Raw genomic sequence first — 25,551 nt, 5'->3', positions numbered from 1 at the left:
CCCTGCTCGACGGCGCCGGGGTCGACAAGGGGGTGCTGGCCACCGCGCTCGGCTCCCCCGCCCCCTTCGGGCAGTCCCAGTTCGCCTTCATGCGGGGGAACGCGTTCGAGGCGAAGGTCAAGGCGGACGGCGGGGCCGAGCTGCTGCGCCTGCTGTACGAGCGGCTCGGCGGCTCCTCCCCCGCTCCCGGCCCGGACGCCGCCACGCCCGATCTGAGCGCCGCAGGGCCCGAGGGCCGGGCCGCGCGGACCGCGCTCGCGCTGCGCGAGGCGACGGCGGCGGGCGGCTGGGCGCTGCTGGACCACCCGATGCTGGCCCTGGAGGTGGCGGGCTCCCCCGCCTATCTGGAGCCGGACGCGGTGGTGGTGCACCCCGACGGCCGCTGGACCGTGGTCGAGATCAAGTCGTTCCCGATGATCGACGCCTCCGCCGACGCCGCGAAGGTCGGGGCCGCCGCCCGCCAGGCCGCGGTGTACGTGCTGGCGCTGGAGCGGGTCGCGGCGGTGACCGAGGGGGCCGAGGTCGGCCACCAGGTGCTGCTGGTCTGCCCCAAGGACTTCTCCAACCTGCCGACCGCCTCCGTCGTCGACGTACGCAAGCAGCGCGCCGTCACCCGCCGCCAGCTGACCCGGCTGACGCGTATCGAGGACATCGCGGACGCCCTGCCCGAGGGGACGACCTTCGATCCGGCGTGCTCGCGGCAGGAGCTGGAGTCCGCCGTCTCCTCCGTCACCGCCGCCTACGCCCCCGAGTGCCTGGCCGCCTGCGAGCTGGCCTTCCACTGCCGGGCGCGGTCCCGGGCCGAGGGGGCCGTGGAGACACTAGGGCGGAGTGTGCGCGGGGAGCTGGGCGGGCTGACCACGGTCGCCGGGGTGCTGGCCGCCGCCGCGGGCAAGGAGGGCGATCCCGCCGACCCGACCGTGGCCGCCCTGCGCCGGGCCGCCGCGCTGCGGGCCGAGGCGCTGGAGAGCGCCGCCGCCCTGCGCGCCGAGGCCGGGGAGAGCGCCGCCGCCGTGGGCGGACAGGCTCCGGCAGAGGCGGGCGCCGCATGTCGCTGATCACCACCCTCGCCCGGCTGGAAGCGGTCGACTCGGGCCGCGCCCAGCCGCTGGCCACCGTCCGCCACCGCCACCTCACCGACCGGCCCCTGGTGATCGTGCCGCTGACCACCGCCGGGGAGGCCGGGGCTCCGCTCGGCGCCCTGGTCGGCACGGACCGCGAGCAGCCTCGCCTCCTGGCCGTCGCCCAGCCGCGCGACCGGGACCTGCGGTTCGCGTTCCTGGCCGAGCTGGCGGAGGCGGTGCTTCCGCACATCGAGGCGTACGCGGACGTGGTCGAGCCCGCCGAGCGCAACGAGACCGATCCGGCGACCGGCAAGAAGACCAAGGTCGAGGTCGAGCTCTGCACGGACGCGCCGCAGCTGATCGTGCCGAGCCGGGCGGGCATCGAGTTCGTGCGCCTCCTCGGCCGGTCCATGCGGTTCCGCCGGACCGCCGAGGACGACCCGGAGACGCCGTACCCGGCCCCGGCCCGTGTCCCGCTGCTCGGCCGCTGGCTCACGCACTACGGGGAGCGGGCCCGGGTCCCCGGCTCCTCGCTGCTCCTCGCCGCCACGGACCTGCTGAACCGGCACTGGGCGACCGGCCAGAGCAGCCTGGAGGACCAGCACCTGGGGGCGCTGCTCGCCTGGATCGACCCGCCGGGGGACGCGAGCGGCGCGGAGGCCGCCCTCGCCGCCGAGCTGGGCCGCGACCAGGACGGGCAGCTCCTCTGCCCGCCCGCCGGACCCGCCACCGACCCGGCCTTCGACAACCGGCTCCTCGCCCCCGCCATCGAGACGTACGACCGGGCCCGTCAGGCGCTCGCGTCGGCCGAGGACGGGCTGGCGGCGGACGAGCGGCTCGGCGAGCTGAGCAAGGCCGAGCGCGAGATCCGCTCCCTCCTCGCGAAGGTGATGCTGCCGACCTGGGACAAGGTGTGGCAGGGGCTCGACCTGCTGCGCGAGCTGCCCGAGGGGGCAAGGGCCGAGGACCGCTGGACCCGCGACCGCTGGTCGTTCACCGCCCACCGGGACCGGGTGACCTCCGGCGAGCCGCCGCAGCCGCGCCGCGACGACGCGGTGACGGCCGCGCAGAAGCTGGCCTCCCGGGAGACCGCGCAGGCCCAGCTGGAGGCGCAGGAGGCGCTGGACGATCCGCTGGTGCTGGCGGGGCGGCGGCTGGCCGGTGAGGCGTTCCTGGCGGACGTGACCGGCGTCGAGATGGCGTACACCGAGTCCAAGCGGCCCTCCCCGCGCCCGCTGGTCACCCTCCGCACGGACGAGCGGCCGCACCTGGGCGAGCGGACCAAGGTGTACCGCTCGCTGGACGGCAAGCCGCAGACGGCGGAGTTCGTACGGTCCGAGGAGGACGCGGACCGGGACGGCGAGATCCTGCTGGTCCTGCGGATCATGGACCGGATGGGGCGGGGCAAGGAGCCCGCGCCCGGTTCGCTGCCGGAGCCGGGTGAGCGGATCGCCTGGACGCTGTTCGAGCACGACCAGCGCGGCGGGCCGAAGCTGCCCGATCCGGAGGAGACCCCGTGGACCCACGGCGGCCCGCCGGGCGCGGACGCCGCCACCCGCGCCGAGCACCCCGACCCCGTGACCCCGGAGGACCTGCTGTGACCTCGCCCCCCCGTCTCGATCCCCGTCACCTCGGAGGGCCTGCTGTGAGGACCGGATTCGACCCCGGTGCGGAGGCGGCGCGGGCGACCGGGGCGATCCTCGACGACACCCTGCGCGGCTCCGCCCGCGGCATCGTCGTGGACTCCCCGCCCGGCGCCGGGAAGTCGACCCTGGTGGTCCGGGCCGCCCTGGAGCTGGCCGCCGCCGGGCACCCGCTGATGGTGATCGCGCAGACCAACGCCCAGGTCGACGACCTGGTGGTGCGGCTCGCCGAGAAGGACCCGGAGCTTCCGGTGGGCCGGCTGCACAGCAGCGACTCCGACCCGTACGACAAGGTGCTGGACGGGCTGGACAACGTACGCAAGTCGGCGAAGGCGGCCGATCTGGCCGGGCTGGACATCGTGATCTCGACGGCCGCCAAGTGGGCGCACGTGAAGAACGTGGAGCCCTGGGGGCACGCCATCGTCGACGAGGCGTACCAGATGCGCTCCGATGCTCTGCTGGCCGTGGCCGGGCTGTTCGAGCGGGCGCTGTTCGTCGGGGACCCGGGGCAGCTGGACCCGTTCTCGATCGTGGGCGCGGACCAGTGGGCGGGGCTGAGCTACGACCCGTCGGCGAGCGCGGTCTCCACGCTGCTCGCGCACAATCCGGAGCTGCCGCAGCACCGGCTGCCGGTCTCCTGGCGGCTCCCGGCGTCGGCGGCGCCGCTGGTGTCGGACGCGTTCTACCCGTACACGCCGTTCCGCAGCGGTACGGACCACGGGGACCGGAAGCTCTCGTTCGGGGTGGCGTCGGACGGGTCGGGCCCGGACCGGGTGCTGGACGAGGCGGCGGAGGCCGGGTGGGGGCTGCTGGAGCTGCCGGCCCGGCACACCCCGCGTACGGACCCCGAGGCGGTACGGGCGGTGGCGCTGGTGGTCCGGCGGCTGCTGGACCGGGGCGGTGTCGCCACCAGCGAGCGGGCGGAGCAGCCCGTTCCGGTGACGGCGGACCGGGTGGCGGTCGGCACGGCCCACCGCGACCAGGCGGCGGCGGTGCGGGCGGCCCTCGCCGAGCTGGGCGTCACGGGGGTGGCGGTGGACACGGCCAACCGCCTCCAGGGCCGCGAGTTCGACGTCACGGTGGTCCTGCACCCGCTGTCGGGCCGCCCCGACGCCACGGCCTTCCACCTGGAGACGGGCCGCCTGTGCGTGCTGGCCTCGCGCCACCGGCACGCCTGCATCGTGGTGTGCCGGGAAGGGGTGGCGGAGCTGCTGGACGAGCACCCGTCCACGGAGCCGGTCCAGCTCGGCGTCACGGTGAAGTTCCCGGACGGCTGGGAGGCCAACCACGCGGTGCTGGCCCACCTCGCCGAGCACCGGGTGCGGTGGAAGCCGTAGCGAGGCCCGGGTGCGCTGGAAGCCGTAGCGGAACCTCAGGCACCACAAGGCCTCCGGCCCTCTTGCGCGGGGTTGGACAATGGAGGGTGGCCGTCCGGGGCCGCCAGAGGGAGGAACAGCACATGACACAGTCCGAGCGGAACGAACGGCAGCGGCTGCGCCCCGCGCCGCTGCTCTTCGAGCCGTCGGAGGCGGTGGCCGATCCGGAGCACTTCTTCGACCTGGAGTCGATGGACGATCCCCGCGAGCTGCTGGCCCGGGCGACCGAGCTGACGCAGGCCTTCCGCGCGGCGACGGACCGGTCGGTGGAGTTCCAGGCGATGGCGGCGGCGCAGCTCGCCGATCCGCGCCGGTTCGACCGGCTGACGGCGGCGGACGTCGCGGAGCGCGCGGAGTGGACCGAGGACTACGCGAAGAAGATGATCGAGTTCGGGCGGTCCCTGCTGGACGCGTCCAACGCCTGAGCCCCGGGTGGACGGGCGCTCCCAGGAGGGCTCTCAGGCCGGAGGTCAGGTCCCGTGGCATATTCCGGGCGGGCAAGATACTCCTTCCCCTCCCGCCCTGTCCCGGTTTTTGGCAACTCTCGGAATCGTCTCCGTCACTCCCGGTAGACCTTTTCTCCATGAGCGCTTGGCTGAAAGACGAAACGACCCTGCAGGCCGGCGGAGCCGCCGCGCCCCACGCCGTCGACATCTTCGCCCTGCTGCGGGACCAGACCGGGGCGCAGGCCGCCCAGGTGACCGCCGCCGGTGCCGCCTGGCTGGCGGGGGCCTCGGCCTACCCGCGCTCCACGCTCGCGCAGTGGGAGGAGCGCCCGGCCTCGCCCGGGGTGCTCCCCTGCGGCTCCCAGTTCGACGTCGTCAACGTGCCCGCGCTGTTCGGGCGGCGGATGCTGGAGCGGCTCTGGGCCGAGGGCCCGGGCACCGGTCCCGTGGCCGTGCACCGGGGCCGGATGCTGCTCTTCGCCGCCCCCGGAACGGCCCAGCGGCTGCCTTCGCTGCTGGCCTGGGAGGAGTGGGGATCCGGCGGCGACAAGGCGTCCCGGCCGCAGCGCGGCGAGGTGCCCCCGCTGCTCTGTCACGGCACCGGCGACGCCGTCACCGTACCGCCCCTGACCTGCCCGTCCGGTGGTTCCGGGCCGCGCTGGCTGGTGGCGCCCGACACTCGCAACCCCTGGCTGCCCGGGCCCGATGTGCTGCTCTGGGCCTGCGTCCGGGTGAGCCGGTCGGCGGTGTCCCAGGGGTCCGGGCATTCGATTTTTCCTCGGGCGGATCAGGGTGCTAATGTCTACGACGTCAGCAGGCGCCGTTAGCTCAGTTGGTTAGAGCAGCTGACTCTTAATCAGCGGGTCCGGGGTTCGAGTCCCTGACGGCGCACCGACGGAAGAAGCCCCTCGCGGAAGCGGGGGGCTTCTTCGTGTTCCGTGGCGTACGCGGCTCAGACGCCGGTCGTGATCCGGACCGTCCAGGAGCCGGACGGCGTACGGTCGGCCACCTCCACGCGGGTGCGCTCGCCCGGCACGGTGTAGGTCTCGCCCTCGGTGAGCGGGGCGTCGGCGAGCGGCGGGTAGACCGAGCGGTCCCAGCAGGAACCGGTCTCCGGGTGGGTGTCGATCACCTCGACCGGGCCGCCGCCGGAGGCCGTGCCGCTGCGGACCCGGTAGATCAGGATGCCCTCGGTGCAGGTCCCCCGGTCGTTGCCGGTGGCGCCGCGGGCCTCGATGGCCAGGACGCTGTCCTCGCCGGTCCGGACGACGGCGAGCCGGGTCCCGATCGACCCGCCGGGCACGGGGGCGGCGGCGACCGGCTCCAGGGTGAGGTCGGCCGAGCCGCGGACGCAGACGACCTGCGCCCCGCCCAGCCAGCCGAGCTTCCACTTGTGCCAGCCGAAGAGGTCGGGCGCCAGGCCGAACTGGCTGCCCATGACGTCCCAGTCCCCGACGTAGGTGTCCCAGTCGCCCTTGCCGTCGGTGGGCCGGTGGTAGAGATCGGCCAGGTCGAAGACGTGCCCGGTCTCGTGGGCGAGGACGTTGCGGTCGGGCGGGTGCTGCTCGAAGACGGTGACGACGCGCCGGATGTCGGTCCCGTCCGCGCGCAGCGGCCGGTCGAAGTTGACGACCTTCGTGGCGTCGGAGTCCACGCCCGGGGCGTCCGGGTCGGCGACCAGGTAGACGATGTCGTACGCCGAGAAGTCGATGTCCCCGTCGGCGGCGGCGATCGCGTCGCGCAGATAGGCGGTGCGCTTCCTGGCATCCCAGTCGCGCTCTATGCCGTACCAGGTGGAGGGGCGCGGCATCTGCGTCCAGCTCCGCTGCGGGTGCGGGCGGAGGGTGAATCTGCCGTAGCTGGCGCGCTCGAAGAAGCGGGTGGTCGAGGGGAAGTGGTCGGCGGTCAGCAGTTCGGGGGTGAGCACGGGCTTCGAGTCCGGGAACGACAGGAAGATCATCACCGCGTCTAGGCGCCGGTCGGGCTGGGGGTAGGCCCCGTTCCAGCTGTCCAGGCCCAGCGAGTGATGGGCGGACGTCCTGGGGAGCGCGCACGGGGTCGCGTCGCGTACGGCGGCCGCGGCGGGGCCGGCAACGAGTGAGGTGGCGGCGAGCGCCAGGAGGGAGGTCAGGGCGGCCGCGAGACTGCGCAGCTTCAGCCGCTCCGCTCCCCCGGGTCCGGGCTCACGCTGCACATCGACCTCCGGGTGGGAACGCGGTACGTCTCGTCCACCCTGTGCAGTTTCCTGGCGATGCGTCCTGTTGTGCTGCCCCACACGGGTCACATGCGCCCCACGGATCGCAGGGCGGATGCGCCGACAGCACCCCACCCCATACCTTTACGGAACGTCACCATCGGCCGGATCGGCGGACGGATGCACCGGGCTGGCGGACGGATACAACAGAACCGCGCAGAAACCATCAGGAGCGGGCAAAGCGGAACGGCGCAGACCGGCCGTTCGGTCGAGCCATGGCCGGATGCGAGCTGGAACGCCCGACGCGCCACCCTCTATGCTTCACCACGCTTTCCCGCGTGGATCGGGCCCTTCACGGGTTCACCACCCGGTGCCCTGTCCGACCCCACCTGTTCACGACAACCTTCACAGCGGGAGCGAGCGGTGAGCGGAACCTCCGAAGGGCCCCGGGCCCCGGCAGGCACATCCCCGGACGCCGTGGACCCACCGGTCACGGAGCGTCATACGACAGGGCCCGCCGGACAACGCACGACCCGCCCGGCAGCCCGGGTCGCCGCCGCGATCCGGAGCGCGGCGGACGCCGCCGCCACCGAGCTGCGCGACCACCGGGCCGCCTTCAACGCCGCCACCCTCCCGATGGCCGTCGTGGACGGCCGGGGTCACGTCGTGCGGGCCAACGCCGCCCTCGGCGGGCTCCTGGGCACGACGCCCGCGGCGCTGGCCGAGCGGCAGGCGTGCGAGCTGGTCGACCTGGCCTCCGACGACCGCACCTGGCACGCCTACCGCGAGGTGCTCCAGGGCCGCCGCTCCCGGTTCCGCTGCACCCGCCGCCTCAAACACCCCGACGGGCGCACCCTGTGGGCCGAGGTCACCGTCGTACCGATGACGGGCACATCGGCCGCGGAGCCCGCACGGGTCCTGCTGACGGTGGCGGACATCAGCGACCGGCGTGAGCTCCAGGACCGGTTGCGCCACCTCCAGATGCACGATCCGGTGACCCGGCTGCCCAACCGGACGCTGTTCTTCGAGCGGCTCTCGGTGGCCCTGGAGACCCCGCCGTACCAGGACGACTCGATGCTCCCCCGGCACGGCCGGATCGGGCTCTGCTATCTGGACCTGGACGGCTTCAAGGCCATCAACGACACCCTCGGCCACCGGATCGGCGACCGGCTGCTGGCCGCCGTCGCAGGCCGGCTCACCGACTGCGCCGAGAACGACGCCGACCGCAACCCGGGCGGCAGCCGGCTGGTGGCACGCATGGGCGGCGACGAGTTCGCGATCCTGGTGGAGGACTCGGGCGGTACGGAGGCCCTGACCGAGCTGGCCCGCTCGGTCCTGGCAGCCCTTCAGCACCCCTTCGACCTGGCCGGGCAGCGGCTCTCCGTCTCCGCCTCGATCGGGGTGGTGGAGCGGCCGGTGGCGGGCACCTCGCCCACCGGTCTGATGCAGGCCGCCGACACCACGCTCTACTGGGCGAAGGCCGACGGCCGGGCCCGCTGGACCCTCTTCGACCCCGAGCGCAACGCCCACCGCATGACCCGCCAGGCGCTCTCCTCCACGCTCCGGCCGGCCGTGGAGCGCGGCGAGTTCACGCTGGAGTACCAGCCGCTCGTCGGCATGGCGGACGGCGTGGTGCGCGGGGTGGAGGCGCTGGTGCGCTGGAACCACCCGCAGTTCGGCGTGCTCTCGCCGAACCGGTTCGTCGGGATCGCCGAGGAGGACGGCTCGATCGTCCAGCTCGGCCAGTGGATCCTGCGCACCGCGTGCCGCCAGGCGCGCCGCTGGCAGCTGGACCACCCGGACGAGCCCGCGCTCTTCATCAGCGTCAATGTCGCCGTACGCCAGGTCTGGGACTCCGACCTGGTCGCGGACGTGGCGCAGATCCTCAACGAGACCGGGCTCGCCCCCGGGCTGCTCCAGCTGGAGCTGACCGAGTCGGCGGTGATGGGCTCCGGCGGCCGTCCGCTGCGCGCGCTCCAGGCGCTGAGCGACATGGGCGTACGGATCGCCATCGACGACTTCGGCACGGGGTACTCCAACCTCGCCTACCTCAGCCGGCTGCCCGTCTCCGTCCTGAAGCTGGACGGGGCGTTCGTGAAGGGCTTCCGGTACGAGGACGGTACGCACCCCAGCCCCGCCGACGAGACGATCGTGGAGGCGATGGTGCAGCTGGCGCACCGCCTGGGCCTGACCGTCACCGCGGAGTGCGTGGAGACGGCCGGGCAGGCGGAGCGGCTGCGCCGGATCGGCTGCGACACGGGGCAGGGGTGGCTGTACTCGCGGGCCGTGGCGCCGGAGCTGATCGCGGCGCTGATCACGGCCCGGCCGGCGGCCGGAGAGGGCTAGGGCCTGTCGTCAAACTGCCGTCGTCGCCCGGAGGGCGGCCGGGCGGCGTCTGGTGCGTGCGATCGCAAGGCGCCGGAATGGTCTTGTAGCGGAGCTACCAGGGCATTGCGGCAACGCCGGAGGGGGTCCCTCCCTGCTCGAGCGAAGCCGAGAGCTTGGGGGAGGGCGTGCCAGGCGTCGCCCGGCAGGCGGCAGTTTGACGACAGGCCCTAGGGCGGCAGCCCGTACGGCCTACGGCTCAGGCGTCGCGCGGCAGTCCGTACGCGTCCGCGATCAGCTCGTAGCTGCGCAGCCGGGCGTCGCCGCCGTGCGCGTTGGCGGTGATCATCAGCTCGTCGGCGCCGGTGCGCTTGGCCAGGTCGTCCAGGCCTGTGCGGACCTCGTCGGAGGTGCCGTGGATGACGTTGGAGAGCCAGCCGTCGACGAACTCCCGCTCCATCGGGGAGAAGTCGTACGCGGCCGCCTCCTCCGGGCTCGGGATCAGCCCCGGGCGCCCGGTGCGCAGCCGGACCATGGACAGCGCGCCGGTCAACACCTGGCGGCGGGCCTCGCGCTCGTCGTCGGCGGCCAGCGCGGAGACGCCGATCAGGGCGTACGGGGCGTCCAGCACGGCGGAGGGCCGGAAGGAGTCCCGGTACAGGTCGAGCGCCGGGATCGTGTTCTGCGCCGAGAAGTGGTGGGCGAACGCGAACGGCAGGCCGAGCGTCCCCGCCAGCCGGGCGCTGAAGCCGGAGGAGCCGAGCAGCCAGACGGGCGGCCGGTGCGCGGACTGCACCCCGCCGGGGGCGGTCGCCTGGACCGGGCCCGGTACGGCGTGGATGCGGGCGTACGGGTGCCCGTCGGGGAAGTCGTTGTCCAGGAACCGGATGAGTTCCATCAGCTGCTGGGGGAAATCGTCCGCCCCCTCGTTGAGCCGGTCGCTGCGGCGCAGGGCGGCGGCCGTCGCGCCGTCGGTGCCGGGGGCCCGGCCGAGGCCGAGGTCGACGCGGCCGGGGGCCATCGCCTCCAGGGTGCCGAACTGCTCGGCGATCACCAGCGGGGCGTGGTTGGGCAGCATGACGCCGCCGGAGCCGAGCCGGATGCGGTCGGTGTGGGCGGCGATGTGCGCGAGGATCACGGCCGGGGAGGACGAGGCGACGCCGGGCATGGAGTGGTGCTCGGCGACCCAGTAGCGGTGGAAGCCGCGGCTCTCGGTGAGCTTCGCGATCTCGACTCCGGTGCGCAGGGCCTGGGTCGCGGTGCGGCCCTGCCCCACGGTCACCAGGTCGAGCACGGAGAGCGGTACGGGGGCCGTGCCCGCCGTCGTGGCCCTGATGCCGTCGCCGTCCGTTCCGTCGCCCGTGTTCCCGCCTCGGATCTCGTCCACGTGTCGGCCCTCTCCCGGTGCTGCTCGTCCTGCGGCTGCGTATACGTCTGCGTACCGAAGGCGTACAACAGGAGGGGGTCTCCGTTTATTCCGGAAGGCGTTCCGGAAGGGGCGCCAGGTGCCCGGCCGCGCTACTCCCGCACCTCGATGCCCTTCGGCTCCACCGTGCCCGGGGCCGGCGGGCGGGTGGCGAAGAGGGTGCCGAGCGTCGGGGCCCAGATCCGGCGGTCGGTGAGCCGCAGGCCCTCCCAGACCGTCACCTGGTTCGCCGTGAGGACGGGCTTGCCGAGCGCCTCCTCCAGTTCGGGGATGGACGCGGCCGTGTGCAGGGCCGCGTCCGGGAGGAGCAGCACCTCGGCGTCCGGGTGGTCCGCGGCGACGGCGAGCTCCTTGACCTGGTCCGGCTCCCACGCCGCGACCTCGGCGGCCGTGGCGAGACCGGCACTGTGCGAGGCCACCGTCTCCACGCCGCCCGCCTCCAGGAACTCGGCGAAGAGCGCGGTGATGTCCTCGGGCCAGGCAGCGGCGACCGCGACCCGGCCGGCGCCCAGCTCCCGTACCGCGTGGACGAAGCCGAAGGCGGTGCTGGAGGCGGGCAGGCCCGCGCTCCGGGCCAGCGTGGCGATCTGGTTGTGGGCGCCCGCCCAGCCGTAGGCGAAGCTGCCGCCGGGGCTCGCCCAGACGAGTGCCTCCGCGCCCGCGAGCCGCAGCTCCTCGACGCCCTCGGCGAGCCGGTCCGGCGCCCCGGACTCCAGCAGAGCGCCCCGCCGGTAGGAGTCCTCGGCCGCCTCGGTGGAGAACAGCGGCAGCCGGATGTCCGTGTCCAGCGTGATCTCGATCCGCGGGAAGTCGTCCTCGGCGGCGTGGCCCGGGTAGAGAAGTCCTACGGTCGTGGTCATGTTCACCCTTCCTTCGCGTCGGACGCGGAAAGCCACTGGTGCCCCTGCCCCTGTCAAGTATTCCCCCGACGGGGCGGCGAGGGCGGGTGGGCGGGGCGCGCCGGGGGCCGTGTTGACGGCGGCGGGGACGGCTGCGAGCGTGGGCGGTACGGAGATCATGGCCCTGCCGGTACCTACGCCGACCTGCGACGTTGCGGAGTGATGAGCCCCCGATGCCGGAACCCGTCGTTCTCGTCCTCGATGCCGATCCGTCCCCCCGCCTCGGCCGGCTGACCGGCCGGGCCCGCGTCCTGCGCACGGGCGCGGCGGGACTCGCCGACCGGCTGCCGGACGCCGATGTGCTGCTGGTGTGGGACTTCACCTCCGACGCGGTACGGGAGGCCTGGCCCGGCCCGGGAGCGCGGCCGGGCTGGGTGCACACGGCGAGCGCGGGGGTGGACCGGCTGCTCTGCCCGGAGCTGGTGGCCTCGGACACCGTGGTGACCAATGCGCGGGGCATCTTCGAGCGGCCGATCGCGGAGTACGTGGCCGGGCTGGTGCTGGCCTTCGCCAAGGATCTGCCCACCACCCTCGCCCTCCAGCGGGAACGGCGCTGGCAGCACCGGGAGGGGCAGCAGGTCGCCGGTTCGCGGGCGGTGGTCGTCGGCGCGGGGCCGATCGGGCGGGAGATCACCCGGCTGCTGCACGGCCTGGGGGTCCAGGTGGCGCTGGTGGGGCGGACCGCCCGGCGCACGATCCACGGCATCGAGGACCTGGGGCCGCTGGCCGCCCGGGCGGACTGGGTGATCTCCGCGGTGCCGCTGACCCCGTCGACGTACGGCATGTTCGACACCCGCTTCTTCGGGCTGCTCCAGCCCTCGGCCCGGTTCATCAACGTGGGGCGCGGGGCGAGCGTGGTGGAGGCGGACCTGGTGTCGGCGCTGGAGCGGCGCTGGCTGGCGGGGGCGGCGCTGGACGTGTTCGACGCCGAACCGCTGGGCGAGGACAGCCCGTTGTGGGACGTGCCGGGCCTGCTGGTCTCGCCGCATCTGAGCGGGGACACGGTCGGCTGGCGCGACCGGCTGGGTGAGCAGTTCGTGACGATGTACGAACTATGGGCGGATGGCGGCCCGTTGCCCAACGTGGTGGACAAACAACGCGGTTACGTCCCGTCCGCCGACAACTCCGCAGAGGAAGAAGGCGCCTCACCGGAGTGACTCCGTCACCCTCTGCCCGTGGCAGGCCACGGGAAGGTCACCCTCCGGCCACCGTTCGGTTACATGGACCCGCTTCCTGCATAGACGTACGGGATCGGGCAGGCGCTCACCCTGTCCGGACTGTTCGACCTCCAGGAGACCGCGAACCATGGCTGACTTTCCTCACCTTTCCCGCCGGGGCTTCCTCAATCGATCGGCGGCCGTGGGTGGCCTCCTGGTCGTTCCCGGCCTCCTGACCGCCTGCAGCAAGACCGACTCGGGTGCCGCCACCGGAGCGGGAGCCCTCGAAAAGCTCCGCGAGCAGGGCTTCGTACGGGTCGCGTACGCCAACGAGGCGCCGTACGGGTACATGGAGGGCAAGGAGCTCAAGGGTGAGGCGCCGACCCTGCACCGGGAGATCTTCCAGGCGCTGGGCGTCAAGGAGCTGAAGCCGACGCTCTCCGAGTGGGACGGGCTGATCCCGGGGCTCCAGGCGGGGAAGTACGACGTGGTCAGCGCGGGTATGGCCATCACCCCGGAGCGCTGCGGCAACGCGATCTTCTCCGAGCCGGAGTTCATCTCGCCGACCGCGCTGATGGTGAAGAAGGGCAACCCGAAGAAGGTCACCGACCTGGAGTCCGCCAAGGAGGCCGGGATCACCATCGGCGTCATGTCGGGTGCGGTGGAAGGGAGTTACGCCAAGGGCGCGGGCATAGCCGAGGGCAAGATCAAGACGCTGCAGAAGCCGCAGGACGGGGCCGACGCCGTCAAGGGCGGCCGGGTCGACGCGTTCCTGCTCACCGGCATCTCGCTGCGCTGGCTGGCGAAGACCAACCCGGAGACCGAGGTCACCGAGGCGTTCGTGCCGCAGATCGACGGCAACGCGCAGTTCTCGCCCGGCGGCGCGGTGTTCCGCAAGGGCAACGAGGACCTGCGGGACTCCTTCAACCGCGAACTGAAGAAGATCGTGTCGGACCGCTCCCGCTATGTGGGGCTGCTGAAGGAGTACGGGTTCGGGGAGTCGGAGATCCCGCCCGCCGACCTGAAGACCGCGGATCTGTGCAAGGGCTGACGGGGCGGACGCGCACGCATGAGTGACTTCTTCTCCCTCCTCGTCGAGGAGTTCCCCCAGGTCCGCTCGGGCCTGTGGGTGACGCTCCAGGCCACGGTCCTGGGCGCCCTGCTGGCCGGGGTGCTGGCCTTCGCGCTCGGCCTGATGGCGAACAGCCGGCTGCTCCTGGCCCGCGGGGTCTCCCGGGTGGTCGTGGAGTTCTTCCGGGGCACCTCCCTCTACATCCAGCTGTTCTGGCTCTACTACGCGATGCCGCTGGTGACCGGCTACGAACTGGCGCCGGTGGCCTGCGGGGTGGTCGCGTTCGGCCTCAACTACGGTGCGTACGGCGCCGAGGTGGTACGCGGCGCGATCAACTCCGTGCCGCGCGCGCAGTACGAGGCGGCGATCGCCCTCAACCTGTCGCCGTCCAGGCGGCTGTGGAAGGTGATCCTGCCGCAGGCCTGGGTGCAGATGATCCCCTCCTTCACCAATCTGCTGATCCAGCTGCTGAAGTGCACCCCGCTGCTGTGGCTGCTCTCGGCGGCCGACCTCATGACGGTGGTGCAGACGCTGCGCGACCGTACCGGTGAGACCGTCACCGCCTATCTGACCCTGCTGGCCGTCTACTTCGTGCTGGCCTACGCGCTGACGATGCTGATGAACCTGCTGGAGCGGAGCGCCAAGCGGCGGCTCGGCCTGGCCACCGGCGCGAGCAGCCTGTTCAAGAGCCGCAGCGCGTCCACCGCCGCCGTGGGAGGTACCCGATGAACGACGGCTTCGACTGGGACGCCGTCAGGGAGTCCCTGCCGCTCCTCCTGGAGGGGTTCAAAGTCACCCTGCTGGCCACCGTGCTCGGCACCCTGGTGGCGGCCGTGCTGGGGCTGGCCGTCGCGGTGGCCGGACGCGCGCCCAGCAGGTTCGTGACAGTGCCGGTGCGGGTCGTCACGGAGTTCGTCCGCTCCACCCCGCTGCTGGTCCAACTGGTCGGCGCGGCGGCCCTGTTCAACACGGTGGAGCCGCTGTACATCGGCATCACGGTGCTGGGCGTCCACTACGCGGCGTACACCTCCGAGGTCTACCGGGCCGGGATCGACGGCGTACCGAAGGGCCAGTGGGAGGCCTGCCGCGCGCTGTCGCTGCCGCCCCGGCGCACCTGGCAGGCCGTGATCCTGCCGCAGGCGGTACGCAACGTGCTGCCCGCCCTCGGGAACTACGCGATCTCGATGTTCAAGGAGACCCCGTTCCTCGCCGTGATCACGGTGCAGGAGATGGTCTTCGAGGCCCGGAAGTACGGCGCCGACCACTTCGCGTACACCGAGGTCTTCACCCTCGCCGGCCTGATCTTCCTGGTCGCGAGCTACCCCACGTCGCTGTTGATGAGAAAGCTGGAGAAGCGCCTTGGCCACTGAACCCCTCCCCCTGCAGAAGACGGCGGCCCCGGCTCCCCAGGACGCCGTCCCGGCCACCGGGAGCACGGGCGAGCCGCTGGTCCGCTTCGACAAGGTGGTCAAGCGCTACGGCGACCATGTGGTCCTGGACCAGCTCGACTTCACGGTCGACCGCGGTGAGCACGTCACCCTGATCGGGCCCAGCGGCTCGGGCAAGACCACGATCCTGCGGCTGCTGATGACGCTGGAGAAGGTCAGCGACGGGGTGATCTGGGTCGACGGCTCCCCGCTGTCGCACGTCCGCGCCCCGGGCGGAGAACTGAAGCCCGCGGGCGAGAAGCAGCTGCGGGAGTCCCGGAAGAAGATCGGCATGGTCTTCCAGCAGTTCAACCTCTTCCCCAACATGAAGGTGCTCCAGAACATCACCGAGGCCCCGATCAGCGTCCTGGGCAAGGAGCGCGAGGAGGCGGAGAGCCGGGCCCGGGAGCTGCTGGACCTGGTGGGGCTCGCCGACAAGGTCGACGCGCACCCCTCCCAGCTCTCCGGCGGCCAGCAGCAGCGGGTGGCCATCGCCCGGGCGCTGGCGATGGAGCCGGAGATCCTGCTGCTGGACGAGGTCACCTCGGCGCTCGACCCGGAGCTGGTGGCGGGGGTGCTGGAGCTGCTCGGCGACATCGCCCGCACCACCGACATCACCATGCTCTGTGTGACCCACGAGATGAACTTCGCCCGGGACGTCTCGGAGAAGGTGCTGATGTTCGACGCGGGCCGGGTCGTGGAGTCCGGAACGCCGGAGAAAATCTTCTCCGATCCGTCGCACGAACGTACGCGCGAGTTCCTCAACGCGGTGCTGTGACCTCGGTGTTGAGCCATCGCCCATGACGCTGGCATATGCCAGACGGGTGCGTCCCAGTTGACAGGGGTGGGGCGCCCCTACTGACTCGTCAACTGCCACCCCGAAAGCGGGGCCCGGCGGCTATCGTGGGGCCGAAGCTTGCGGTCACAACCTTGTTGGGGGGACGCCGTGGCGTTGAAGCCCGAGCCGACCGCACCGTTCCACTCGGTGCAGTACGCCCTGCGCGTGCTCGAATCGGTCTCGCAGCACGGCGACGGTGTGACCGACGCGCAGATCTCCCGCGAGACGGGCCTGCCGCCCGGCCACCTCGCCTCCCTCCTCCTGACGCTGCGCCGCGAGGGGTACGTCGAGCAGGTCAGCGACGGGGCGTACGTCATAGGAGCCTCGCTGCTGCTCCTCGGCACCGGGGCGGCCCGCCGCCAGGCCCTGGAGGGCCGGCTCCAGCAGGCGCTCGACCAGCTGCGCGACTCGGTCGGCGCCGCCGTCTACCTCAGCCGGTACGTGGACGGCGAGATCAGCGTCACCCAGGTCGCCGACGGCCCGCTCACCCCGGCGGTCAACGAGTGGGTGGACTTCCGCTCCTCCGCGCACGCGAGCGCGGTCGGCAAGTGCCTGCTGGGCCAGCTCGACCACGAGGCGCGCCGCGACCACCTCTCCCGGCACAAGATCGCCCGGCTCACCTCGCGGACGATCACCAGCGAGAAGGTCCTCCTCTCCAAGCTGGACGCCCAGCCCGCCACGGTCCCGGTGCTGGATCTCCAGGAGTACGCGGTGGGCACCGTCTGCGCGGCGGTACCGCTGACGGCCGGGGCCACCGCCGGATGCCTGGCCCTGTCGCTGCCGATCGAGGACGCCCACCGGCTCCGCGAGGCGGCGGACACGCTGAACCGGCGCGCGGCCCCGGTGCTGCTGTCGCTGGCGCTGTAGGAGCCGGGGGCCCGTAGCGGGGTCCCACCGGTAGCGTCACCGCCATGCATCCACCGATACCGCTGCTGGAGCGGCTCAGGGAGTTCGACGGCGGCGTCGACGACTTCTACGCCTCCGGCTTCGAGCTGCTCCCGTCCGGCGAGGACGACGGGTGGGATCCCTGCCCGGAGAACCCGGCGTTCCGCGCCTGGCTGCGGGAGAGCCTCGGCCTCCATGGAGCCGAGGATCCCAACGAGATCGTCCGAGCCGCCGGGGACGAGCTGTGGGAGCCGTTCGCCGCCTGGATCGGCCCGCTGATCCCGGACGTGGTGAGCTCCCGCCGGAGCGGGTAGCGCGGCCTCGGCAGGCGGGTGTCATCAGCACCCCTCGGGACCAGGTATTATTTTCGAGTCAGCAGGCGCCGTTAGCTCAGTTGGTTAGAGCAGCTGACTCTTAATCAGCGGGTCCGGGGTTCGAGTCCCTGACGGCGCACGACAATGCCTGTGGGCGGTCTCCCTCGCGGAGACCGCCCACAGTGCTGTTCCCGGCCCGGTTCAGCAGCCGCCCACCGCAACGGCGGCCCCGGCTCAGGGCCGCCGTGTCGAGCCACAGCGGAAATACACAGGCGCCCTACGGGCTACCCGCGGGACATCAGAACTTGATGTCCGAGCACGCGTAGAACGCGTTGGTGGTGTCCGCGACGTCCCAGACGGCGAGGATGACGTGCTTGCCGCTCTTCTGGGTGGGGATCGTGCCCTGGTGGGTCAGGGTGGCCGGCGGCTGCTGGCCCCCGTACGGCACGGTCATGAAGGGCTGCGATTCGAGCGAGGCCCGGGTGAGCGGCTTGGTGGAGTCCCAGCCGTTCTTGGTGATGTAGTAGCGGAAGTCGCTCGTGCGGTGACGAGCGGTGAACTGCCAGCGGAAGTTGTAGCCCTGCCCGCCGGAGACCTGGGTGGCGGGCCAGTTGCCGCCGCGCGGGTCGTCGAGCTGGGCGAACTGCCCGTTGCCGCCGGAGCAGAGCTTGCCGTCGGCGGGACCCGAGGCCGGGAAGCCCTTGGGCCCCTCGACACTCTGGGGCTCCCACTGGATGTTGCCGCAGCCGGTGACCGTGCCGTTGGCACAGAGTTTCTGGCGGCTGATGGGGGAGTCCGTGTAGCCGTGGCTGCTGGCGCTGGTGGTCGCGAGCACAGAGACGCCCGCTATCGCCAGGCCGATCACGGCCGCGCTTGCCTTTTTCCGCATTGCTGTCGCTCCTCTAGAACGTGGGGGAGGTTCCATGAGCATTGCTCGACATGCTGCGCGCTTGGTGCGTGGTGGGTGGGTACTGCGGTCTAGACCAAGTCTTAGATTATTGACGCCGCGTGAACATGTCCAGACCAATCGGCATCGGATTCCGGAGCGACTTCCGGAGCGGCGAAAGGGGCCCGGAGTGAAGTCTCCGGGCCCCTGCGGCCGTTGAAGCGGCACTGATCGTCCGTCAGGCGCTGTCGCCTCCGCCGGTCCGGCCGGTGTAGAAGGCAACCGTCAAGTCCTTGACCAGCGCTTTACGTTCGTAGTCGTCGAGATCGACGATGCCGCGCGTGGTGAGCCGGTTGACGGTGTCGTCCACCGCGTCCACCACCGAAGTCAGCACGCTGTCCCGGTGCTTGGCGTCGATGGCGGCGATCCGCCGCCGCTGCATAGCCGCCGCGACCTCGGGGGCGTACTCGATCCCGGTCGGCTGCGCCGAGTACACCTCCACGCCGACCGGCTCGCAGTCCGCCTTCAGCATCCGGGTCAGGGCGTCGCCGACGGCCTCCGCGTTACGGAGCGTGGGGGCGTCCTCGTGGAACGCGTCGGCGGGCAGCTGCGAGAGGACCCGGGCCATGGCGGACTCGACCTGCGCGCTCAGGTACGCCTCGTGGTCCTCGATCCCGAGGGCGGCGCGCACGGTGTCCTTGATCCGCCAGACCACCAGGACGACGACGCGCAGCGCGGTGCCGTTGGCGTCGACGGCGGGGAGCGGTTCGCTGCGCCAGTGCCGCAGGCGTACGTCGACGCGGCGGCGCAGCAGCAGGGGCGAGACCCAGACCAGGCCGGTCCGGCGGACGCTCCCCCGGTAGTCGCCGAAGAGCGTGAGCACCCAGGCGTACCCGACGCGGCCGCGGCCGAGGCCGCCGAGTGCGAGGACGACCACGGTGACCAGGAGCGCGAGGCCGGCCCAGACGCCGGCACCCATGCCCTCGTACGGGCGGGGGGCGAGGCCGACGGCACTCTGCGCGGCGGCGGGGAGGGCGCCGCGCCACCACAGGAGAGCCAGTACGCCGAGGAGTCCGGCGGCCCCGGTGAGCAGGGCGGCGTACCCGGGGAGGGCGGGACCGGGCCGCTCGACGAGGCGCGGGTCGGCGAGGGGGGCGGGGCGGGTGGGGGGCTCGACGCGGGGGGGGGGGGGGGGGGGGGGGGGTGCGGTCGGCGGGGGTTCCGGGGCCTGTGGTGGGGCGGGCCACCGTCGTGGGGAGGGCGGCGGGTTCGGGCTGCTCCGGGTCGTCGCGGAAGAGGAGGTGGACGGGGATGGAGGCGGTGGACTCCCCGGCGATCACGGAGTGGCGGCGGGGGTGGGGCGGGGGGTGGGGGGCGGGGACGGATACGGAGACGGTGGCGGAGGTGGCGCGGGGGCCGTTGGCCAGGTCGAGGACGAGGTCTAGGTCGGTGGCGGTGTCTGTGCCGGTGGCGCCGTTGACGCCGAGGCCGGGGGGTGTCTCCTTCTCCTTGTCCTTGTCCGTCTGCGCGTCGGGGGCCGGGCGGGGCCCTGCCTCTTCGCCGTAAGCGGGGAGCGGGGTCCACTCCGCCGAGGGTTCCGTCCTCAAACGCCGGACGGGCTGGAAGGGCGGCAGGTCGGGCTCGGGGCGAGCGAGGTTCTCCGGGCTCTCCGGCCGGGCGGGCTGGAAGGGCGCCGAGGCGGGCTTGGGGTGCGCCAGGTTCTCCGGGCTCTCCGGCCGGGCGGGCTGGGAGGGTGCCGGGGCGGGCTTGAACTGGTCCAGGTGGAGGCTGCGGCCGGGATGGACCAGGCGGATCGGCTTGAGAGGGGGCCTCGGGGCGGAGGCCGGGGTGGGAGCGGAGGCCGGGTCCGGCGCCGGGGCCGAGTCCGGGTCCGGGTCCAAGGCGGAGTGCCGGGCCGGGGCCGGGGCCGGGTCTGAGTCCTGGGCCGGGGCCGCGAGGTCATCCGGAACCTCCGGGCTCGCCTCCCCCGGCAGCGGGTCCTCCACCGGCAGCGGGCCCTCCCCCACCAGCGGGTTCTCCCCCACCGACTGCGCCTCCTCCTTCGGGCGGAACAGGGGCGGTGGGGTGGGGAGGGCCGGTCGGTGCAGGGCCACGTCGTCCACCAGGGGCATCGGGGTCTCGCCGCCGGAGGTGCGGCCGTCGTGGTCCGTCAGGGGGTGGGGGTTCTGGTCTGGGCTCACCGGTTCCCGGTTCCTTTCCGTCATCCGTCGTCCGTCAGGTCGATCAAGTCCGTCAGGGCCGTCAGGCGAAGAGCCGGCGCCAGGTCTCCGGCCCCGGGTATCCGTCCGCCGCGCCGCCGCGCCAGCCCTGGGCCCGCTGGAACGCCTCGACGTTGCGGCGGTCCGCCTCGGTCCAGCGGGGGTCGGGGCCCGACACGTAGTGCTTGCCGTATCCCTTCTTCACCAACTGCCGGCCGAGCCGGTCGACATGGCCGTTGGACCGACCCGGCTGGAAATAGCCGCGCCCGGGGAAGGCCACCGAGGTGTTCGGGCTGCCTCCCGTTGCGGCGGCCGGGATGTCGCGGCCGGTGCCCGTCGCCAGCAGGCGCCAGGTATCCGGGCCGGGGAGGCCGTCCGCCTCCGCGCCCTTCCACCCCTGGGCCTGCTGGAACGCCTGCGTGGCGCGCCGGTCGGCCTCGCCCCACACGGGCCCGGGTCCGACCGCGTAGAGCCGCTTGGCGCCGCGTGCGATCAGCATCTCGCCGAGCCGGGTGACGTGGGCGTTGTTCGCGCCGGGGCCGAACTGGCCGGCGCCGGGGAAGGCCGTGTCGGAGCCCGAGCCGGGTGAGCCGCCGCTGACGCCCTTGTAGCGGTAGGCGACGTACCGGTCGGAGTTGCTCCAGTACGCCATGGGCGTCGACTGCTTCCGCGTCTTCGGGCGTGCCTGCTCGTAGGCGATGTAGTGGGTGCGCGTGTAGTCGGTCCAGCCGCCGAAGATGGTGACGTGGGAGCCCTTGGAGGGGTCGGCGGGGTTGTGGAAGAGGAGCATGTCGCCGGGCTGGAGGTCGGCGCGGGCGATCCGGGTCCCGTAGCTCGCGAGGCTGCCGGTCCATTCGTTGGTGCCGAGGTTCCAGGCCATCGACACATAGCCGGAGCAGTCCTGGCGGTACCCGTCGGACCAGTACTTCTCCATGCTGTACGGGACCTTCGCGTCGACCCACTGCTTGGCCCGGTTGATGATCTCGGCCCGGGTGGTCTTGCGCAGCACCGCGCTGTCCGACGGCGGCCCGGAGGCGCCGGACCCCTTCAGCGGGCCCTTCTCGCCCTGCGGGGTGTCCGGCAGTGGCTCGGGGTCCTGGTCGGCCCGGGGAGCTCCGGCGGTCCGGCCGGCGGCGGCCGCGGCTCCGGCGGCCCCGCAGGAGAGGACCACCCCGGCGGCGGTGGCCAGGACCAGGGCGCGGCGTGCGCCGTGGGCGGCGGGGTGGCCCCCGTACCGCACCGGGACCGCGCGCGCGGCGGCCCGCCGCTGCTGGGCGCACCCCGCACAGGTGCAGTCGATGGCGGGCTCGTACTCCTCGAAGACCGGCACAGTCATGCGATTCCCCTCCGCACTCATCACTCGTCACTCGTCACTGGTCACTCGTCAAGATCTTTGGGCGCAACGCGACGGGCGTCAGTGTCTTAACTCTCCCGACATAAGGCATTTTGACGGACCAATGAGAAAAAACGACCATCTGACAGGGCGTGGCGGCGGGTAAATGGTCCGGAGCACCCGCCGGAGTCGGGTAGAGTTCTCCAGGTCAGCAGGCGCCGTTAGCTCAGTTGGTTAGAGCAGCTGACTCTTAATCAGCGGGTCCGGGGTTCGAGTCCCTGACGGCGCACGCACCATCAAGGCCCCCTCACCGAGCGTGAGGGGGCCTTGATCATTCCCCGCCCCAGGACCACCGACACCGGTTCATCTTCAACGCACAGCGACAGTTGAAGTGCGGAGCGTCACTGACCGGCGGCAAGGGGGCGCACGTTACGTGACGGCGGAAGGCCGCCTACTTCGTGGCGCGGGCCAGGCCGAGCGCGTACTCCGGCCACCACGCGCCCGCCTTCGGGCCGCCCTTGCAGTCGCCGTCGGACTCGCCGGGGCGCTTGATCCACAGGTACGCGTCGACCAGGTCGTCGCCGGTCGCCGTGGTGGGGGGCTCGCCCAGCGCGCGGCCGGGCGGGTTGCACCAGGTCTCGGCCGGGTCGCCGCCCTCGTAGGGGCCGTTGCCGTTGCGGCTGGTGTCGATGACGAAGGGCTTGTCCCCGACCTTCGCCGACAGCTTCCTGCCGAACTCCGTACTGACGGCCGTCGTCCGGAAGTTGGAGACATTGAGCGAGAAGCCGTCGGCCTTCTCGATGCCCGCCCGCCGCAGCGGCTCTTGCAGGGCCTCGGGCGACTGCCAGCCCGCGTTGCCCGCGTCCACGTAGACCTGGGTGGCGGGCTGCCGCTTCAGCCGCTCGACGGCGGACTCGATCAGGGCGTACCGCTCGTCGTGGTGCTCCTGGGGCGTGCAGCCGTCGACCAGGTGGAGGAGGGCGTCCGGCTCCAGGATCACGGTGGCCCGACGGTCCCCGATGCCCTGGGCGACGCCGTCCACCCAGGCCCGGTAGGCGTTGCCGTCGGCGGCGCCGCCCCTGGAGAACTGGCCGCAGTCGCGGTACGGGATGTTGTAGAGGACCAGCAGCGCGTACCGGTCCGCCTTCGTGGCCGCCTCGGTGACCCGCCGCGCCTCGCCCTCCGGGTCGTCCGGGCCGACCCACTCGCCGGCCGGCTGCTCGGCGATCTTCCGGATCAGGTCGGCCTTCTCCTGGTCGCCGTCCTTCTCGTACGTGGCGACCTGCCGCGCGGCCGTGCCGTCCGGGTTCACCCAGTACGGGTCCTTCGCCTCGGGCTGCTGGCCGATGACCGCGGGGCCGCCGTCCGTGCCCCCGTCACCATCGCCGCCGCTGTCGCCGGAGCAGCCGGCCAGGAGGAGGGCGGCGCAGAGCACCGCCGCCGTACCGGCCGACCTGAGGCCGGTGTAGCCGGTGCAGCCCGTGTAACTGCCGTACATCCACTCCCCCTTGGGTGCGCTTCGCCTGCACCGCTGTCACGGGTCGCGCTTCTGTGCTGCCGGTCCCGGTCATCCTGGCACAGGGGCCGGGGCCGTCCCTCAGAGGCACCGGGTTCCGGACATCCTGTTCGAAACCGGCTCCTGCGGGGTACCCGTCCCCCTACAGTGGCGGCAGAGATCGACCCCGTACCGCACGGTCCTCCCGTACCGCGCCGGGCAACTCCCGCGGCCCGGTGCACACGGTCGAGGCCGGCCCGGCCGGGACGCCCCTCGCGGGGCGGGCCGGCCGGGCCGGATGTCCTTCACACGCATGCCCGCCTGCCCGTCTACGCGCCCCGCACCCCCGTGAGGTAGGCCGAGACCACGACGTTCGCCGTGTACGAGCGGGACTTCTGGTCGTACTTCCCGCCGCAGGTGATCAGCCGCAGCTCCGCCCGGCCGTCCACGCGGGGCCCGTACGCCTTCTCGGCGTCGAAGCGTTCGCGGGTGACGACCTGGACGTCGTCGACGGTGAACTCGGCGACGCTGCCGTCCTCCCGGGTCACTTTCACCTTCTCGCCGGGCCGGACCGCGCTGAGCCCGTAGAAGACGGCGGGCTTGGTCTCGGTGTCGACATGGCCGACGAGCAGGGCCGCCCCCTCGGCGCCGGGCTCGGTGCCCTTGCCGTACCAGCCGGCCGTCTGCGGCAGGTCGTACGGCGGTGGGTCGATGGCCCCGTCCTGGTCGAGGCCGCGCCGGACGACCGGGGCGTCGATCCCGACGGAGGGGATCTCCACACTGCGCGGGGCGGCGCCCTCGACCGGTTCGTGCGCCGGGGGCAGCGGGGCCCCGAGCGGGCGGCCGACCGCGGCGACGTCCCCCGTGGTCGGGGCGGACATCCCGCCGGACGCGTCGCGCCCCCAGAGCCAGAGGCCGAGCAGCAGCACGGCCCAGGCCACACCGGTCAGCAGTCGCCCGGTGCCTGCCGGGCGGTCCGGGGCGGACATGTCAGTCCGCGGCCGGGTCGCGGCGGCGGCGCGAGGTGCGCAGGGCGAAGGCCACGGAGGCGACGGCGGCGAGGACGAGGCCGATCACCGCGTGCCGCGTGCCGGGGCCCTCGGACTCGGCTCCCCGCTCGGCGAGGACGGCGGTGCCTCCGCCGCCCGCCTTGACGGGGGCCACGGGCGAGGGGCGGGAGTGGTGGATGACGGTGAGGGTGCCGGTCGCCTTGCCCTTGCCGTCCTCGCAGGTGACCCAGACGTCGTAGGAGCGGGGTTCGGCGTCGGAGCGGATGGTGGCCTCGGCGTAGAGGCCCTTGTCGTCGGCGGGGCGGAAGTGGGCGACCGAGGCGAAGGCGTCGGAGTTGCCCTTGGCCTGGCGGCCCTTGCCGCAGATGTCGACCCAGAGTTCGACCTGACCGCCCGGGGCGATCGTGGACGGGGTGACCGAGACGGTACCGGTTCTCCGGTCGTCGTCACCGGCCCGGGCGGCCGGGGATGCCTGGGCGGCGGACCCCGGCAGGGCTATGAGCGCGGCCGCCGCTGCGGCACAGAACGTGATGGGCGTGGAACGCATCGTGAACCTCCTAGGGGAAGGTTCACGCCTGGGCCCGGGGCCCGCATCCGTAGTCCTCCATTCGAGCGACGCGCGAGGGGCTACGGATACGGTCCGTGCAGGTCAGGGGTGGTGCCGCTGGTTACGGGCGGTCCGCCTGGTCCGGCAGGTCGATGAGGTCGACCAGGTCCGCGATGGAGTCCACGACGTGGGATGGCCGGAACGGGTAGCGGTCGATGTCCGAGACGCCGGTCAGGCCGGTGAGGACGAGGAACGTCTGCATGCCCGCCTCCAGACCGGCCAGCACGTCGGTGTCCATCCGGTCGCCGATCATGGCGCTGGTCTCGGAGTGGGCGCCGATGGCGTTCAGCCCGGTCCGCATCATCAGCGGGTTGGGCTTGCCCGCGAAGTACGGCTCCTTGCCGGTGGCCTTGGTGATCAGGGCGGCGACCGAACCGGTGGCGGGCAGCGGGCCCTCGGCGGACGGCCCGGTCTCGTCCGGGTTGGTGCAGATGAAGCGGGCGCCCGCGTTGATCAGCCGGATCGCCTTGGTGAGCGCCTCGAAGCTGTACGTACGGGTCTCGCCGAGCACCACGTAGTCCGGGGCGTGGTCGGTCAGCACGTACCCGATGTCGTGCAGCGCGGTGGTGAGCCCGGCCTCGCCGATGACGTACGCCGTGCCGCCGGGGCGCTGGTCGTCCAGGAACTGGGCGGTGGCGAGGGCGGAGGTCCAGATGTTCTCCACGGGCACGTCCAGGCCCATGCGGCTGAGGCGGGCGTGCAGGTCGCGCGCGGTGTAGATGGAGTTGTTGGTGAGGACGAGGAAGGGGAGCCCGGAATCCCGCAGCCGCTTGATGAAGGCGTCGGCGCCCGGAATCGGGATGCCCTCGTGGATGAGGACGCCGTCCATGTCGGTGAGCCAGGAAGTGATCGGCTTGCGGTCTGCCATGTGCGGGGACTCCTGCCGTACGTACTGCGTGCTGGGGGTGCCCGGACCACGCCGTCCCGGCACCCCC

At 72.7% G+C, this 25,551-nt stretch carries 23 protein-coding genes and 3 tRNA genes; 16 read left to right on the top strand and 10 right to left on the bottom strand.

What is annotated here, in order from left to right; all coding sequences use genetic code 11:
* The first annotated feature begins 2 nt into the window (after positions 1 to 2).
* From R2B67_RS23795 to R2B67_RS23770, 6 genes are all read left to right on the top strand, one after another.
* Entirely contained in the window at positions 3 to 1,058 is a 1,056-nt protein-coding gene (locus R2B67_RS23795) for a hypothetical protein (RefSeq protein ID WP_317824946.1), read from the top strand.
* Positions 1,049 to 2,665: a hypothetical protein gene (locus R2B67_RS23790; protein ID WP_317820888.1), complete on the top strand. Its 1,617-nt coding sequence runs from the start codon at positions 1,049 to 1,051 to the stop codon at positions 2,663 to 2,665. Before R2B67_RS23795 ends, R2B67_RS23790 begins: the two co-directional genes overlap by 10 nt.
* 44 nt (positions 2,666 to 2,709) lie before the next feature.
* The gene (locus R2B67_RS23785; RefSeq protein ID WP_317820886.1) at positions 2,710 to 4,044 is read left to right on the top strand and encodes an AAA domain-containing protein; all 1,335 of its coding nucleotides are present in this window, start codon (positions 2,710 to 2,712) and stop codon (positions 4,042 to 4,044) included.
* Positions 4,045 to 4,166: 122 nt separating this feature from the next.
* On the top strand, positions 4,167 to 4,508 hold the full coding sequence (locus tag R2B67_RS23780) for a DUF8844 domain-containing protein (protein ID WP_018511200.1): 342 nt from the start codon (positions 4,167 to 4,169) through the stop codon (positions 4,506 to 4,508).
* 158 nt (positions 4,509 to 4,666) lie between these two features.
* On the top strand, positions 4,667 to 5,356 hold the full coding sequence (locus R2B67_RS23775) for a bifunctional DNA primase/polymerase (protein WP_164235910.1): 690 nt from the start codon (positions 4,667 to 4,669) through the stop codon (positions 5,354 to 5,356).
* A tRNA-Lys gene (locus R2B67_RS23770) sits at positions 5,347 to 5,420 on the top strand. The genes R2B67_RS23775 and R2B67_RS23770 overlap by 10 nt, the downstream gene beginning before the upstream one ends.
* A gap of 61 nt (positions 5,421 to 5,481) precedes the next feature.
* On the opposite strand, the gene R2B67_RS23765 is transcribed toward R2B67_RS23770, so the two are convergent.
* Positions 5,482 to 6,723, bottom strand: coding sequence for a M6 family metalloprotease domain-containing protein (locus R2B67_RS23765; protein ID WP_317820883.1), 1,242 nt, complete (start codon positions 6,721 to 6,723; stop codon positions 5,482 to 5,484).
* A 423-nt stretch (positions 6,724 to 7,146) separates the two neighbouring features.
* Here R2B67_RS23765 and R2B67_RS23760 point away from each other — a divergent pair, with 423 nt between their 5' ends.
* Complete coding sequence (locus R2B67_RS23760; RefSeq protein ID WP_317820882.1) at positions 7,147 to 9,069, top strand: putative bifunctional diguanylate cyclase/phosphodiesterase; 1,923 nt, start codon at positions 7,147 to 7,149, stop codon at positions 9,067 to 9,069.
* Between the two features lie 238 nt (positions 9,070 to 9,307).
* Here R2B67_RS23760 and R2B67_RS23755 read toward each other — a convergent pair whose 3' ends face one another.
* Entirely contained in the window at positions 9,308 to 10,435 is a 1,128-nt protein-coding gene (locus R2B67_RS23755) for an LLM class flavin-dependent oxidoreductase (RefSeq protein WP_317820880.1), read from the bottom strand.
* Between the two features lie 131 nt (positions 10,436 to 10,566).
* The gene (locus R2B67_RS23750; protein WP_237326052.1) at positions 10,567 to 11,334 is read right to left on the bottom strand and encodes a maleate cis-trans isomerase family protein; all 768 of its coding nucleotides are present in this window, start codon (positions 11,332 to 11,334) and stop codon (positions 10,567 to 10,569) included.
* Between the two features lie 212 nt (positions 11,335 to 11,546).
* On the opposite strand from R2B67_RS23750, the gene R2B67_RS23745 reads away from it, so the two are divergent.
* The 8 genes from R2B67_RS23745 (at position 11,547) to R2B67_RS23710 (ending at position 17,205) form a co-directional block, all read left to right on the top strand.
* Positions 11,547 to 12,530, top strand: a complete 984-nt coding sequence (locus R2B67_RS23745) for a D-2-hydroxyacid dehydrogenase (RefSeq protein WP_317820878.1) — start codon at positions 11,547 to 11,549, stop codon at positions 12,528 to 12,530.
* Between the two features lie 148 nt (positions 12,531 to 12,678).
* The gene (gene ehuB / locus R2B67_RS23740; protein WP_237326054.1) at positions 12,679 to 13,581 is read left to right on the top strand and encodes an ectoine/hydroxyectoine ABC transporter substrate-binding protein EhuB; all 903 of its coding nucleotides are present in this window, start codon (positions 12,679 to 12,681) and stop codon (positions 13,579 to 13,581) included.
* 18 nt (positions 13,582 to 13,599) lie between these two features.
* Positions 13,600 to 14,331 carry an ectoine/hydroxyectoine ABC transporter permease subunit EhuC gene (gene ehuC, locus R2B67_RS23735; RefSeq protein WP_317820875.1) on the top strand — a complete coding sequence of 244 codons (732 nt, stop codon included), beginning with the start codon at positions 13,600 to 13,602 and terminating at the stop codon, positions 14,329 to 14,331.
* Positions 14,328 to 14,972: an ectoine/hydroxyectoine ABC transporter permease subunit EhuD gene (gene ehuD, locus R2B67_RS23730; protein WP_317820874.1), complete on the top strand. Its 645-nt coding sequence runs from the start codon at positions 14,328 to 14,330 to the stop codon at positions 14,970 to 14,972. Before ehuC ends, ehuD begins: the two co-directional genes overlap by 4 nt.
* The gene (gene ehuA, locus R2B67_RS23725; protein WP_317820872.1) at positions 14,962 to 15,807 is read left to right on the top strand and encodes an ectoine/hydroxyectoine ABC transporter ATP-binding protein EhuA; all 846 of its coding nucleotides are present in this window, start codon (positions 14,962 to 14,964) and stop codon (positions 15,805 to 15,807) included. Before ehuD ends, ehuA begins: the two co-directional genes overlap by 11 nt.
* Before the next feature lie 168 nt (positions 15,808 to 15,975).
* Positions 15,976 to 16,734, top strand: coding sequence for an IclR family transcriptional regulator (locus R2B67_RS23720; protein WP_317820871.1), 759 nt, complete (start codon positions 15,976 to 15,978; stop codon positions 16,732 to 16,734).
* Between the two features lie 44 nt (positions 16,735 to 16,778).
* Complete coding sequence (locus R2B67_RS23715) at positions 16,779 to 17,066, top strand: hypothetical protein (RefSeq protein ID WP_317820870.1); 288 nt, start codon at positions 16,779 to 16,781, stop codon at positions 17,064 to 17,066.
* A 65-nt stretch (positions 17,067 to 17,131) separates the two neighbouring features.
* Positions 17,132 to 17,205, top strand: a tRNA-Lys gene (locus tag R2B67_RS23710).
* A 159-nt stretch (positions 17,206 to 17,364) separates the two neighbouring features.
* Here the strand turns inward: R2B67_RS23710 and R2B67_RS23705 are convergent.
* The 3 genes from R2B67_RS23705 to R2B67_RS23695 all read right to left on the bottom strand — a co-directional run bounded on the left by R2B67_RS23705 (position 17,365) and on the right by R2B67_RS23695 (position 21,507).
* Complete coding sequence (locus R2B67_RS23705; protein ID WP_317820868.1) at positions 17,365 to 17,955, bottom strand: lytic polysaccharide monooxygenase auxiliary activity family 9 protein; 591 nt, start codon at positions 17,953 to 17,955, stop codon at positions 17,365 to 17,367.
* Between the two features lie 235 nt (positions 17,956 to 18,190).
* Positions 18,191 to 18,931 carry an SPFH domain-containing protein gene (locus R2B67_RS36185; protein ID WP_455679979.1) on the bottom strand — a complete coding sequence of 247 codons (741 nt, stop codon included), beginning with the start codon at positions 18,929 to 18,931 and terminating at the stop codon, positions 18,191 to 18,193.
* A 1,283-nt stretch (positions 18,932 to 20,214) separates the two neighbouring features.
* Entirely contained in the window at positions 20,215 to 21,507 is a 1,293-nt protein-coding gene (locus R2B67_RS23695) for a peptidoglycan-binding protein (protein ID WP_317820866.1), read from the bottom strand.
* A gap of 212 nt (positions 21,508 to 21,719) precedes the next feature.
* Here R2B67_RS23695 and R2B67_RS23690 point away from each other — a divergent pair.
* Positions 21,720 to 21,793 (top strand) — tRNA-Lys (locus R2B67_RS23690).
* A gap of 162 nt (positions 21,794 to 21,955) precedes the next feature.
* On the opposite strand, the gene R2B67_RS23685 is transcribed toward R2B67_RS23690, so the two are convergent.
* The 4 genes from R2B67_RS23685 to R2B67_RS23670 all read right to left on the bottom strand — a co-directional run bounded on the left by R2B67_RS23685 (position 21,956) and on the right by R2B67_RS23670 (position 25,484).
* Positions 21,956 to 23,002 (bottom strand): glycoside hydrolase family 6 protein, encoded by a 1,047-nt coding sequence (locus R2B67_RS23685; protein WP_317820864.1) that lies wholly within the window; start codon positions 23,000 to 23,002, stop codon positions 21,956 to 21,958.
* Positions 23,003 to 23,328: 326 nt separating this feature from the next.
* Complete coding sequence (locus tag R2B67_RS23680; protein WP_317820862.1) at positions 23,329 to 23,988, bottom strand: class F sortase; 660 nt, start codon at positions 23,986 to 23,988, stop codon at positions 23,329 to 23,331.
* Position 23,989: 1 nt separating this feature from the next.
* Entirely contained in the window at positions 23,990 to 24,556 is a 567-nt protein-coding gene (locus R2B67_RS23675) for a hypothetical protein (protein WP_317820860.1), read from the bottom strand.
* Positions 24,557 to 24,677: 121 nt separating this feature from the next.
* Entirely contained in the window at positions 24,678 to 25,484 is an 807-nt protein-coding gene (locus R2B67_RS23670; protein WP_109977875.1) for an HAD-IIA family hydrolase, read from the bottom strand.
* Positions 25,485 to 25,551 lie beyond the last annotated feature (67 nt).

It is taken from the genome of Streptomyces cyaneofuscatus (assembly GCF_033109485.1).
GTDB classification, from domain to species: domain Bacteria; phylum Actinomycetota; class Actinomycetes; order Streptomycetales; family Streptomycetaceae; genus Streptomyces; species Streptomyces cyaneofuscatus.
Note: the sequence above shows the minus strand (reverse complement) of the source record. Positions and strands in the feature narration are given on the sequence as shown.